Source organism: Desulfovibrio desulfuricans, from assembly GCF_004801255.1.
In the GTDB taxonomy this organism is placed as follows: Bacteria; Desulfobacterota; Desulfovibrionia; order Desulfovibrionales; family Desulfovibrionaceae; genus Desulfovibrio; species Desulfovibrio desulfuricans_C.
The window spans coordinates 1,825,087-1,838,069 of the sequence record NZ_CP036295.1; the positions used below are offsets into that span (position 1 = coordinate 1,825,087).

Genomic DNA, 12,983 nt, shown 5'->3' on the forward strand with positions numbered 1-12,983 from the left:
GCGGTCTGCCCGGCCTTTCCCACCAGGAAAAGCCGTTGCGGCCATCCTTGCCCTGCGCCTGAAAAAGCCGTAATCATTCAGAGACATCACGTTTTGGGAGCAAAGCCATGCCCAGCATCAAGCATATCCGCAACATAGGCATTATTGCCCATATCGACGCGGGCAAGACCACGCTCTCGGAGCGCATGCTCTTTTACAGCCGCAAAATCCACCGCATGGGCGAGGTGCACGACGGCGCGGCCACCATGGACTACATGCCCGAGGAGCAGGAGCGGGGCATCACCATCATGTCCGCCTGCACCACCTGCCAGTGGGGCGAAAATACCATCAACCTCATCGACACCCCCGGCCATGTGGACTTTACCATTGAGGTGGAGCGATCCCTGCGCGTGCTGGACGGAGCCGTGGGCGTTTTTTGCGCCGTGGGCGGGGTTGAGCCGCAGTCAGAGACCGTATGGCGGCAGTCGGAAGATTTTGGCGTGCCCAAGATCGCCTTCATCAATAAGATAGACCGGCTGGGCGCGGATTTTGAGGCCGTGCTTGAGGCCATGCGCCAGCGCCTGCAGGCAAACGCCGTGGCGGTCACCATTCCCTTGGGCCAGGGCGAAAATTTTAGCGCCGTGCTTGATCTGGTCAATGAGCAGACCCTGACCTTTGATCAGGCTGATCAGGGGCAGACCATGCACCGCGCGCCGTTTACCGAGCAAGAAGCCGCCCTCGCCGCTCCCTGGCGCGAAACCCTGCTGGAAAAACTGGCCGAGGCCGACGACGCCTTTGTGGACCGTTATCTCGAGGGCGCGTTTACCCTGACCGACGTCAACGCCGCCCTGCGCCGCGCCACGCTTGCCCGTACGCTCACGCCCGTATTTTGCGGCTCGGCCCTGCGCAACATGGGCGTGCAGCCCGTGCTCGACGCCGTGTGCAGCCTGCTGCCCTCGCCCGTCGATGTGCCCGCCCCGGTGGGCCGCGACGCCGAAGGCCGCGACATTGTGGTGGAGGCAACGCCCGACGCGCCCGCCGTGGCCCTGGTCTTCAAGGTATTGCTGGAAAACGGCCGCAAGCTGGCCTTTTTGCGCATGTACGCGGGCCGCATCCATGAAGGGGAAAACCTGCGCAACACGGCAAGCGGCAAGGACGACCGTCTTGGCCGCATCTACCGCCCCCACGCCGACCGGCGCGAGCAGCTCGAATGCGCCGGGGCGGGAGAAATCGTGGTGGTTGTCGGCCTGCGTTCGGCCCGCACGGGCGAGACCTATACCGCCCGCGAGCGGCAGCTTTTGCTGGAGAGCATCGACGCCTACGCGCCTGTCATCACGCTGGCGCTTGAGCCCCGCAACGCTGACGAAAGCAAGATTCTGGACGAAGCCCTCGCCCGCTATACCGAAGAAGACCCCACCCTGCTGGCGCGGCTCGACGACGACACCGGTACGCGCATGGTCTCCGGCATGGGAGAGCTGCATCTGGACGTGCTGCTTGAACGCATGAAGCGCGAATACGGCATCAGCCCCCGCGCGAGCAATCCGCAGGTGGTGCTGCGCGAAACTGTACGCAAGGAGGCCGAGGCGGCCGCTGTGTTTGACAAGGAGCTGGGCAAGGAGCGTCATCAGGGTTCTGCGGCCCTGCGCGTGGCTCCGCGCGCCAGAGGCACGGGCAACACGGTTGAAGTGGGCGATTTTTTGCCGCAGGATGCCGCCGAGGCCCGCAAAATTCTGCCCAGGGTCTACCTTGACGCCGCCCTTGAAGGCGTGCGCGACGCCCTGCAAAGCGGCGATCTCACGGGCTACCCTGTGGAAGACGTGGCTGTCACGCTCACCGCTGTGGACAGGCAGGAGGGGGTGACCACTATCCCCGGTTGCCGCATGGCTGCCGGTCAGGCCCTGCGCGAAGCTCTGGCGGCTGCAACGCCTGTGGTTATGGAACCAGTGATGCGCGTGGAAATTACCGCTCCAGAGGACTTTTTGGGCGCGTCCATTACACTGTTTACGACCTGCGGCGGCAAGGTCGAGGATATGGAAGACCATGGCGGGCGCAAGACCCTGCGCGGTACAGCGCCCCTGCGCCGCCTGTTTGGCTTTTCCACCTCGCTGCGCTCGGCCACGCAGGGCCGCACAGGGCTGGTGATGACTTTTGACCGTTTTGACCTGCCCTGAGGAACCATGCAGCAACACGAATCAACACACGGCCAGCCCCGCGCCAAAAAGAGCCTTGGGCAGCATTTTTTGAAGCGCGAGGATATCTGCCGCCGCATCGCCATGCTGCTGTTGCCCCGGCCCGAAGATATGGTGCTGGAGATCGGCCCCGGCCCCGGTGCTCTGACCCGCGCCATTGAAGAACAGCCCCATGCCCGCCTGCTGTTGCTTGAAAAAGACAACCACTGGGCGGCAGAGCGCCAACGCCTTGGCGAGGCCCGCACCCAGGCGGTGCTGACCGACGCACTGCGCTTTGACTGGCGGCGCATCACGCCCCAAACCCCCTGGAAGATCATCGGCAATCTGCCGTACAACGTGGCCTCGCCCCTCATCTGGGACATTGTCTCGCGCGCAACTGGCTGGCAGCGGGCGGCATTTATGGTGCAAAAAGAGGTAGGACAACGGCTGGCGGCGCAACCCAACACAAACCACTACGGCGCGCTCTCGGTATGGGTGCAAAGCTACGCCCGCCCGCGCATGGAGTTTATTGTGGGGCCAGGGGCCTTTAGCCCTCCGCCCAAGGTAGATTCGGCCGTGCTTTCGTTTGAACCGCTGCCGCCAGAGAGCAGGCCTGCCCACCCCGAGGTGCTGGCGCGGCTTTTGCGCGTGTGCTTTCAGCAGCGCCGCAAACAGCTTGGCGGCGTCTTTCGGCGCAGCGGCCAGCCCGGCCTTGAGGCGGCCCTGGAAAAAACCGGCCTCGACCCAAGCCTGCGGCCCGAGGCCCTTGCCAATAAAGATTTTCAGGCACTGGCCGCTTTTTGGGCCGAGCAGCTTGACAATAATGCATAAAAAGCTTTGAGTTTACGCACTGTCCATTAAACGTAATGCGTGGCATTATTTGCCTCGCTGTATGCTGACAGAACAACTCAAGCCGGGGAAATTTTCAGGAGGATGTGCTGATGACTAAAGCTGATCTGGTTGAAAAAATCGCCGCCAAGGCAAATCTGACCAAGGCTGCCGCCGAACGTGCACTTAATGCTTTTCTTGGCTCTGTTGAAGACGCTCTGGTTAAAGAATCCAAGCTGACCCTCACGGGCTTTGGCACCTTTGCGGTCGAAACACGTAAAGCTCGCCAGGGGCGCAACCCCCGCACGGGCGACACGCTCACCATCCCAGCCTGCAAAATTCTCAAATTCCGTCCTGGCAAGATGCTCAAGGACTCCCTGAACTGAGTTTAAGCCGTTATGCCCTGTGCATAACGGCTTTTTGCTTTGCGCCAACGACTGAGAGGCCGTTGGGCTTTGTTGTTGACTTGCCGCACCGCATAAACCGCAGTCGCATATTGGGGGGCTGTCTGGTTTTGGGCTGCGGCGCCGGGCATTGAAACTGCCAGGCTGGTTGTGGAAAATATTTATTTTTCCGCACTAGGGGCTTGCCTTTTTTTCAGGGGGGAGCTACAACGGCAGTTCATATTTTGAGGGCTATGGTCGTTGACCATGCCCCACCGCCGAAGGGGGTGATTTTCTTGCCCGGAGTTTTTCTTAACGACGACGACTATAACTTCGACATCGCACTGCGCCGCTTTAAGAAGCAGGTAGAAAAGGCCGGCATTCTTTCTGAAATGAAGAAGCGCCAGCACTACGAAAAGCCCAGCGTTATGCGCAAAAAGAAGAAGGCCGCCGCCCGGAAGCGGCTGTTGAAAAAAATCAGGAAGATGAACATGGCCTAGGCGGCAACGCCTTGCGCCGTCTTGTCGGGCACAGCCCGCCAAAGCGGCAGGCCGCGCGGCATCTGACGCCGCCCCTGTTCATTCGGCCAGTTATGCGGGAGGCCCCTCGGGCTTCCCGCGTTTTCTGCTTTTCTCCACCCTTCACCCCACCACCGCCATGACCGTCACCACCACGCTTTTTGAGCAGATCGACAAAGACTACGTCCGGGCCTACAAAGCCAAGGACAGTGTGCGCCTTACCGTACTGCGCCTCCTCAAAACGGCGGTAAAAAATCGCCTGGTGGATCTCAAACGTCCTGGCGGCAGCCTTGCCGATGAGGAGATGCTTGACCTCATCATCAAGGAGGGCAAGCAGCGGCAGGACTCCATCGACCAGTTTACGGCTGCGGGCCGCAGCGATCTAGCCGACAAGGAAGCCGCCGAGCTTGTTGTTCTCAAGGAATACCTGCCAAAGCCCCTCTCGACCGAAGAGCTGGCCACCCTTATCGATGCCACCGTGGCCGAGGTGGGCGCTACTTCTCCCAAGGATATGGGCAAGGTCATCTCTGCCATCATGGCGGGGCACAAGGGCCGTGTAGACGGCAAGGCCCTGTCTGAAGCAGTCAAAAAGCGTTTGCAGCCTTAGGCGGCAGCCGCTTTTCCATTTGGGGAAAGCCCCGTTTCCGTGTCCCGTTTTGAGTTGGCATGCAATCTTGCGGGAGTCGCCTCGTCTTGGAACAGCCAGCCTTGCACAGCTCTCTTGCGCCCACGGGGCGACGGCCCGGCAGCGCCTTGCGGCATTGCCGCCTGCGCAGCCACCAGTAAAGATTGCCGAGCTCTTGCGCAAGGCTGACCTGCCCGACGGTTCACGACTTTTACGCACGCATCACGGGCGCGAGCCCTTTGTGCTGCGCATACCCAAACGCTTTTGAGGCAGTTACCGCATGATCCACGCCCGCACGCTCACCGCTCTTGAATTTCACCGCATTGCCGAGCACCTTGCCTCACTGTGTCTCTCGGGCGTTGGGCGCGAGCGCGCCCAGGCCATTGCCCCGCTGGAAAATGCGAATGCCGTGACGCTTGCCGCCCGCATATATGAGGAAGCCGCCGACTGGGCCAGCCGCCCGGCAACCGGCGGCGCGGTTTTTTGCGTTTGCTCCTTCCCTGATGTGAGCGGTCTGCTGCGCGCTGCGGCTGTCAGCCGCGCCCATGCCTTTCAGCCCGATGTGGACGCCTTTTGGGCGCTGTGTGAAGTGCTGCGCCTTGCCAGGGATGCCCACGCCGCCATTGCCCAGCCCGAAGCCTCAACCCGCTGGCCGCATCTGCTGGCCATGGCCGACGGCTCTCCCCTGCCTGCGCAGCTCACCGCGGCTCTGTTGCGCTGCATATCTGACGACGGCCTGCTGCGCGACGAAAGTTCGCCCGAGCTGTACCGCCTGCGCGGCGAACTGCGCCGCCTGCACCAAAGCTGCATGCGCAAGGTCAAGGATTTTGCCCAGCAGTACAATATGCTGGCCTATTTGCAGGACGAGTTTATGACGCTCTCGTCCGACCGCTACGTGCTGCCGCTCAAGGCCAACTTCAAGGGCCGCATGCAGGGCATCATCCACGACTGGTCGCAGACAGGCGAGACCTGCTATTTTGAACCCATGTTTCTGGTTGAAATCAACAACCGTCTGCAGGAGCTGAAGCGCGAAGAGCGCGAAGAAGAACGCAAGGTCCTCGTCTACCTGCGCACCCTGCTTGAGGCCGAGCTGCCCGGTGCGCGCGCGGCCCTCGAGCTGCTGGCCCAGCTCGACGTTTTGCAGGCCAAACGCAGGCTTGCCGCACTTTTTGACGGGCGCTGCCTGCCCCTGACGCCAGTGGCCGAGGGCATTCAGTTGCTTGAGGCGCGCCATCCCCTGCTGCTGCTCAACCGCACTGCCGAATGTGCCAGGGACAAAGCCAAGGACGCCAAGGCAGCCGCCAGCGCCGCTGCACAAAGCAAGGTGCGGCCTCTGGACATCGTGCTGCGCCCTGGCGAGCGTGCGCTCGTCATCACCGGCGGCAACGCGGGCGGCAAAACCGTGTGCCTCAAAACCCTGGGCCTTATTGCGGCCATGACCCTGAGCGGCCTGCCCGTGCCCGTGGGCGCTGGCTCGCACCTGCCCTGGTTCAGTCGCCTCGACGCCTTTATTGGCGACGAGCAAAGCCTTGCCGACAACGTCTCTACCTTTACCGCCCAGATTGAGCACCTTGCCAAGGCCTGGCGTCACCTGGACGCAAGCAGCCTCGTGCTGCTTGACGAATTTGGCGCAGGCACAGACCCGGCCCAGGGCGCGGCCCTTGCACAGGCAGTACTTGACGAATTGCTGGACAAACATACCTTTGTTCTGTCGGCAACGCATTTTCCCGCGCTCAAGAGCTATGCCCTTACGCGTGAAGGCGCACGGGCGGCCTCCATGCTGTTTGATCCGCAAAGTAAAAAGCCCCTGTTCCGGCTGGCCTATGATCAGGTGGGCGCCAGTCAGGCCCTTGATGTGGCCCGCGAGCACGGGCTTGCCGAGAGCATTGTACGCCGGGCCGAGCACTATCTGCTGCAGGACGGGCAGGACGCCACGGCCCTGCTGGGCAGGCTCAACGACCTGGCCGCCAAACGAGAGGAAGAACTGGCCGAGCTCAAGCGCGAGCAGGATAAAGCCCGCCGTCAGACGCAGGACCTCAGGGAAAAGCTGGACAAGGAGCGTACACGCCTGCACGACGAGGTACGCACCAAGGCAGGCGAGCTCATGCGCGCCTGGAAGGAAGGCCGCGCCACCCACAAGCAGGCGCTTAAAGAAATGTCGCGTCTGCGCGCCTCGCTGGCTCCCACGCAGGACGAAACGGCTGAAAACCAGTCTGTTTTGCCCCGGCCGCAGACGTTCGCGCCCGGGCAGCAGGTGCTGCACACCGTGTTTAACAAGCGCGGGGTTATCACAGACGTGGACGAGCGCCGTGGCCGTGTGCGCCTGGACATGAACGGCGTCAACCTGTGGGCCGAGATGAAGACCTTGCGCGTGCCGGGTCAGGCATCAACCCCGCAAGGCCAGGCAAAAAGCGCCCCCAGAGGCGTTGTGGGTCGCACGTCCGACGATTCGGCCGCCTCATTGCGCCTTGACATGCGCGGCATGCGGGCCGACGTGGCCATAGCCGAGCTTGAGCGTTTTTTGGACAAGGCCCTGCTTGCCGGTTTTGCCGAGGTAGAGGTGGTGCACGGCAGGGGCACGGGCGCGCTGCGTCGGCAGGTGCACGAATTTTTGCGGGACTTTCCGGCTGTGGGGCAGTTTGCCCTTGCTCCGGAAGACCGAGGCGGCGACGGCATGACTATAGTAAACTTTCGCTAACATACGGGCGTGTGACCCATGCAGTCGAGGGATGCAATCCGCGCCATCAAAGAGCGCATCAACATCGTTGACGTGGTGCGCCGTTATGTGGAGCTGAAGCGCAACGGGCCGCGCTGGGTGGCGCCCTGCCCCTTCCATCAGGAAACCAAGCCGTCGTTTTCGGTCAATGAAGACCAGGGCCTTTTTTACTGTTTTGGCTGCCACGCATCGGGCGACGTTTTTGATTTTTACAGCCGCATCAACGGGCTTGATTTTAAAGAAACACTTGAGCAGCTGGCAGCCGAGGCGGGCGTTACCATTGACCGGGGCCCACGCGACCCCCAGCGTGACGGACAGGAGCGCAAACAGCGCTCGGCGCGGCAGCAGATGCTGCGCATGTACGAGCTGGCGGCAGGCCATTTTGCCTCGGCCCTGCAAAGTCCTGAGGCTGATGAATGTAGACGCTATATAGAAAAACGCGGTTTGAGCGATGAGATTGTACAGCGCTTTGGCCTTGGCTGGGCCAGGCGTGAATGGCAGTCGCTGGCTGATGCCCTGCGCAGGGCGGGTTTTGACCTGCGTATGGCCGCAGAGGCCGGGTTGGTGGGGCAATCAAGCGCCGGGAGGCCTTACGACAGGTTTCGCGGGCGGCTCATCTTCCCCATCAAGAGCCTGTCAAACCAGATTATCGCCTTTGGCGGCCGTATAATCGCCGATGAGGAAGAAGCCAAGTACATCAACAGCGCCGACACGCCCCTTTATAAAAAGGGCGAGCACCTCTACGGGCTGGCGCAGGCGCGGCGGGGCATCGTCACCAAGGGCCGCGCGCTGTTGACTGAAGGATACATGGATGTGCTCACCCTGCACCAGTTCGGCTACGACAATGCCGTGGGCGTACTGGGTACGGCGCTGACGCCCGAGCAGATAAAACGCCTTTCGGGTTTTGCATCGCAGATGACGCTGCTGTTTGACGGCGACCGTGCCGGACGCAAGGCGGCGTTGCGCTCGTGCGAAATGCTGCTCACGCGCGGCCTTTCGTGCAGCGTGGTAATCATGCCCGAGGGTGAAGACATAGACAGCCTGCTGCGCGGCGCAGGGCCGGATGCCTTTGAGGCTTTGCAGGCCCAGGCCCCGGACGGACTGCGCTTTTGCGTGGATGTGCTCAAGGCCCTTGCCCCGCGCGAAACGGTGGAATGGGCGCACAACTTTTTGCGCCAGCTTGATATCCCCGAGCTGATCAGCCCGTATATTTCACGGCTGGCGGCGCACCTGCAGCTTTCGGAAGCCGACCTGCGCGAGGGCCTCGCGGGCACGCGCGGGCAGCGCAAGGACGGACAGGCCCAGCCGGTATCGACTGCCCGGTCGCGGCAGAATATACGCGACCGACAAATAATGATGTTTGCCGTGCGCTACCCCCACCGCCTGCGTGACATGCAGGAAATGGGGGCAGACCTTGCCCTGAGGTCTGATATAGCACGGCGGCTGTGGGACAAGATAGAAACCCACGGCCCGGAAGAAGTGTTTCATCAGCTTGACGAACGGGAAAAAAACTTCTGGTGCAAATGTCGCGGCCCGGAAGCCGCGCCATGCGACAGCGGCGAAAAGGAACTGGAATTGTTGCGACAGTCGCTAGACCGATATTACGCGTCAGCACAGGCATCATCATTGTCGGCGGCCATGCGGGCCAATACCGGCATAGGTGACTTTGAAGCTGATTTGGATTATCTTCGCGCACTTAAGGAAACCTTGGAGAAAGGGCATGAGCAATCTTAAAGATATCCAGCAGATACAAACCCTTATTGCCAAAGGCAAAGGGGCGGGCTTTCTGACCTTTGAAGAGGTCAACAAGGCCCTGCCCGTCGAAATGAGCACGCCTGAGCAGTTTGAGGAAATAATCGGCATCTTTGAACAGCTCGAAATCGTCATTGTTGATTCGGAAAAGGACGGAAAAAAGATTTCCGCCGCCACCACCGAAACTGACGAAGACATTACCGAAGGTTCGCTGGATCTGACTGAAGACGAGGACACAGCAGACTATTCCTCGCGCAGCACCGACCCCGTGCGCATGTACCTGCGCGAAATGGGCGCCGTGCCCCTGCTCGACCGCGACGGCGAAGTTGTTATCGCCAAAAAGATCGAAATGGGCGAGCAGGACGTGCTGTACGCCCTGGTCGAAGTGCCTGTGGCCGTTGAAGAACTCATCAATGTGGGCGAAGACCTGCGCCAGAACCGCGTCAAGCTTAAAGATGTGGTCAAAACCATTGAAGAGGACGACCCCAGCGAAGACGAAATGAACCAGCGCACCCGCGTTATTCTGCTGCTGGACGAAATTAAACAGACCTTCAAGAAAAAGCGCAAGATTTACAAAAAGCTCGATGCCTGCGCCTGCATGGACCGCCGCGTCACCGCAGTGCAAAAAGAAATCATCAGCTTCAAGGACGAAATCGTCACCCGCCTGCGCGACATCAAGCTGGAAAAAACGCTCATCGATCGCATCATTGAAACGGTCGAAGACTACGTACGCCAGATGCACAACTGCCAGCGCGACCTTTCGGCCTATATCCTTTCCACCGGGCGTACCCAGGCGGAAATTCAGGCAATGTTCGACGGCCTGGACAAGCGCGAGGTAAACCCCAACGATGCGGCCCGCGACCTCAAGCTGAGTGTGGACGAGCTGTTTTCGTTCAAGGAAATGATCATCGGCAAGATCGAAATTCTCAGCCGCCTGCAGGAAAAATGCTGCCACAACGTCACTGATCTCGAAGAAGTGCTGTGGCGCATCAAGCGTGGCAATACCGCCGCCATGCGCGCCAAGCAGGAGCTTATCCGCTCCAACCTGCGCCTGGTCGTGTCCATTGCCAAAAAGTACACCAACCGCGGCCTGCAGTTCCTTGACCTGATTCAGGAAGGCAACATCGGCCTCATGAAGGCCGTGGACAAGTTTGAATACCAGCGCGGGTACAAGTTTTCCACCTACGCCACATGGTGGATACGTCAGGCCATCACCCGCGCCATTGCGGACCAGGCCCGCACCATCCGTATCCCCGTGCACATGATCGAAACCATCAACAAGCTTATCCGCACCTCGCGCTACCTTGTGCAGGAGCTGGGGCGCGACCCCACCCCCGAGGAAATTGCCGAGCGTATGGAGTACCCGGTGGAAAAAGTCAAAAAGGTGCTCAAAATCGCCAAAGAGCCCATCTCGCTTGAGACGCCCATCGGTGATGAAGAAGATTCGAGCCTCGGCGACTTTATTGAAGACAAAAAAGCCGTTGCGCCAGCTGAAGAAGTCATCAACACCAAACTTTCCGAGCAGCTGGCCGCCGTGCTGGCCGACCTTACTCCCCGTGAGGAGCAGGTGCTGCGCAAACGCTTTGGCATTGCAGAAAAGAGCGACCACACCCTTGAAGAAGTGGGCAAGCTCTTTAACGTCACGCGTGAACGCATCCGGCAGATCGAGGCCAAGGCGCTGCGCAAACTCCGCCATCCCGTCCGCAGCCAACCTCTGCGTTCCTACTACGAAAACTGATTATTTCCTCGCAAGCCCGACGAGTTACCTGCTGCCGGGCTTGCGAGGTAGTTGTTGCCCCTGCGCATTGCGCCACACCGACAGCAACGGATGAGCATAGCACCCATGCTGAGCAAAATGCCAAAGTTTATACGCAGGCCCTCTCTTTGGGACGGCAAAAATCATGTTACACTACAGGCCGTTGCACTGGTTGTCCTGTGCCTGCTGGCACTCGCAGCCTACGCCGGGCCAGCCCCTGCCGCCGAGCAGATCGCCAACCCGCAGGGCAAGGTAGCCAAGTGCTTTGACGGCGACACCCTCAAGCTCACCGACAGGCGCACTGTTCGCCTGGCGGGCATAGATACGCCCGAGATGGACCATGGCAAAACCAGGCCGCAGTACTACGCGCGCGAGGCCATGGACCAGCTGACCCAACTGGCGCAGGGCAAGGAAGTGCGCCTTGTGGCCGTAGACGCCAAGGGCAAGGATCATTATGGCCGCATTGTGGCCGACGTTGTCCTGCCGACGGGCGCTCGCTTTCAGATACCCTGGTTCGCAACGGCGCTGCCTTTGTCTACCCGCACAGCGACCTCAACCCCCATTTTCTGGAGCGGCTGCGCAAGTTCCAGCATGAGGCCATAGCGGCCCGGCGCGGCTTGTGGGCGCATCTGCTCACCCTGCCCGCCGCCAAAAAAACCTACCTTGGCAACCGCGAATCCATGCGGTTTTTCCCCACCGACTGTGCCGAGGTACAGCATATAAAACCACGTAACCGCGTGTTTTTTGGCACACTTATGGACGCATTTATGGCTGGGTACGCCCCGGCCAGACCCTGCAACTTTTGGCCTACAGTAAAATGAACACCACCTCGCCGCTGCTGGAACAACAGGCACTTGTCGTTTTTTCTGGCGGGCAGGATTCCGCCACCTGCCTTGCCTGGGCGCTCAGCCGCTTTCAGCGGGTGCTGACCCTGGGTTTTGACTACGGCCAGCGGCATTCTGTAGAACTCGCCTGCCGCCAGCGCGTACGCGAGGGCCTTGCGCGGCTCAACCCCCTGTGGGCCAGCCGCCTTGGGCCGGATGCCCTGCTCAACATCGATATTTTTCGCCAGCTGGCCGATACGGCCCTGACCTCGGACACGCCCATCGACGAGCACGGAGCCAACGGACTGCCCAATACCTTTGTGCCGGGCCGCAACCTTATCTTTATTTTGCACGCGGCCGCCTGGGCCTATGCCAAAAACATCCGGCACATGGTGCTGGGGGTCTGTCAGAGCGATTATTCCGGCTATCCCGACTGCCGCGACGACAGCATCAAGGCCATGCAGGTGGCGGTAAACACCGGTATGGACGCGCACTACACCCTGCACACGCCGCTTATGTGGCGCAGCAAAAAAGACGCCTGGATGCTTGCCCGCGAGCTTGGCGGCGACCCCCTGGTAGACCTGATTGTGGAAGAAAGCCACACCTGCTACCAGGGCCAGCGCGGACAGCGCCAGCCCTGGGGCTACGGCTGCGGCGCCTGCCCGGCCTGTCGGCTGCGCGCCGCTGGCTATACCGCCTATGCGGAGGAGCAGGCCGCGCAAAACCGGCAAAAGGATGACGCCTGATGTCCAAAAAACAGCTCAGCGCCGCGCAGGGCGTGCAAGCGGCCTGCATACTCTTTGAACTCAACAGCAAAACCGTTGACATCATCAACATGGCCAGCAGCGCGCACATGCCCGACGAATACCTTTCCGGCCCAGGGGCGGAGATGTTTTGCTCCGAGTGGCGGGCTTTTGTCCATGCTGTGGTCACGGCGGCCCTGATGCAGCATGCGCCCAATACAGTATTTTTGGCTTACCTGCGGCAGACGCGCAATCTGCTGACCGCTGCCGGCAGCAATGACGCCCCGGCGGACGAACAGGCCATGGAAGCCGCCGTCACCGCCTTTGTGGACGGCCCCTTTGCCCAGTATATGCCCCTGCTTGCGCAGGAGCAGCAGGTGCGCTGCCCCGAGCTTTTCTGCCAGCGCCTTGCGGTGCAGGCCGCCAACCTGCGCGGTCAGGCAACCCCGCCGGACGACCACGCCAAAGCCCGCCTTGCGGCCATTATGGCCATGGTCATCAGCGCTATATGGGACAAGCTGGAGCAGTACGACATTCAGCCGGAATAACGCTCTGCCGCGTAATATCTTTACTGTGCCGACGGTCGCTGATGACCGGACCAATCGGGCGCATTGCCGCAAAACCAACCTTACCCCCAAATGCATAACGCCGGGATTTTGATGCTCACGTACGCATGTACGCAGCGTTCAAC

The 12,983-nt window shown here is 60.8% G+C and carries 11 protein-coding genes and 1 pseudogene; all 12 read left to right on the top strand.

Translation table 11 applies throughout. From position 1 onward, the window contains the following. The first annotated feature begins 107 nt into the window (after positions 1-107). The 12 genes and pseudogenes from fusA (at position 108) to DDIC_RS07640 (ending at position 12,840) form a co-directional block, all read left to right on the top strand. Entirely contained in the window at positions 108-2,150 is a 2,043-nt protein-coding gene (fusA, locus tag DDIC_RS07585; protein ID WP_136399878.1) for an elongation factor G, read from the top strand. A 6-nt stretch (positions 2,151-2,156) separates the two neighbouring features. Then, positions 2,157-2,978: a 16S rRNA (adenine(1518)-N(6)/adenine(1519)-N(6))-dimethyltransferase RsmA gene (rsmA, locus tag DDIC_RS07590; RefSeq protein ID WP_136399879.1), complete on the top strand. Its 822-nt coding sequence runs from the start codon at positions 2,157-2,159 to the stop codon at positions 2,976-2,978. A 110-nt stretch (positions 2,979-3,088) separates the two neighbouring features. Further along, on the top strand, positions 3,089-3,361 hold the full coding sequence (locus DDIC_RS07595) for an HU family DNA-binding protein (protein ID WP_136399880.1): 273 nt from the start codon (positions 3,089-3,091) through the stop codon (positions 3,359-3,361). Between the two features lie 293 nt (positions 3,362-3,654). Beyond that, positions 3,655-3,858, top strand: coding sequence for a 30S ribosomal protein S21 (rpsU, locus tag DDIC_RS07600; RefSeq protein WP_136401063.1), 204 nt, complete (start codon positions 3,655-3,657; stop codon positions 3,856-3,858). Positions 3,859-4,015: 157 nt separating this feature from the next. Then, positions 4,016-4,483: a GatB/YqeY domain-containing protein gene (locus tag DDIC_RS07605; RefSeq protein ID WP_136399881.1), complete on the top strand. Its 468-nt coding sequence runs from the start codon at positions 4,016-4,018 to the stop codon at positions 4,481-4,483. A 67-nt stretch (positions 4,484-4,550) separates the two neighbouring features. After that, positions 4,551-4,769 (top strand): hypothetical protein, encoded by a 219-nt coding sequence (locus tag DDIC_RS07610; protein WP_136399882.1) that lies wholly within the window; start codon positions 4,551-4,553, stop codon positions 4,767-4,769. 12 nt (positions 4,770-4,781) lie between these two features. Next, positions 4,782-7,199: an endonuclease MutS2 gene (locus tag DDIC_RS07615; protein ID WP_136399883.1), complete on the top strand. Its 2,418-nt coding sequence runs from the start codon at positions 4,782-4,784 to the stop codon at positions 7,197-7,199. 18 nt (positions 7,200-7,217) lie between these two features. Continuing rightward, positions 7,218-8,951 carry a DNA primase gene (gene dnaG / locus DDIC_RS07620; protein WP_136399884.1) on the top strand — a complete coding sequence of 578 codons (1,734 nt, stop codon included), beginning with the start codon at positions 7,218-7,220 and terminating at the stop codon, positions 8,949-8,951. Beyond that, positions 8,938-10,707, top strand: coding sequence for an RNA polymerase sigma factor RpoD (gene rpoD / locus DDIC_RS07625; protein WP_136399885.1), 1,770 nt, complete (start codon positions 8,938-8,940; stop codon positions 10,705-10,707). Before dnaG ends, rpoD begins: the two co-directional genes overlap by 14 nt. Positions 10,708-11,058: 351 nt before the next feature. Beyond that, positions 11,059-11,546: pseudogene (locus tag DDIC_RS14095) on the top strand (thermonuclease family protein). Next, positions 11,543-12,295, top strand: a complete 753-nt coding sequence (gene queC, locus DDIC_RS07635) for a 7-cyano-7-deazaguanine synthase QueC (protein WP_136399886.1) — start codon at positions 11,543-11,545, stop codon at positions 12,293-12,295. Before DDIC_RS14095 ends, queC begins: the two are co-directional and overlap by 4 nt. Then, on the top strand, positions 12,295-12,840 hold the full coding sequence (locus DDIC_RS07640) for a serine/threonine protein kinase (RefSeq protein ID WP_136399887.1): 546 nt from the start codon (positions 12,295-12,297) through the stop codon (positions 12,838-12,840). The genes queC and DDIC_RS07640 overlap by 1 nt, the downstream gene beginning before the upstream one ends. Positions 12,841-12,983: the final 143 nt, after the last annotated feature.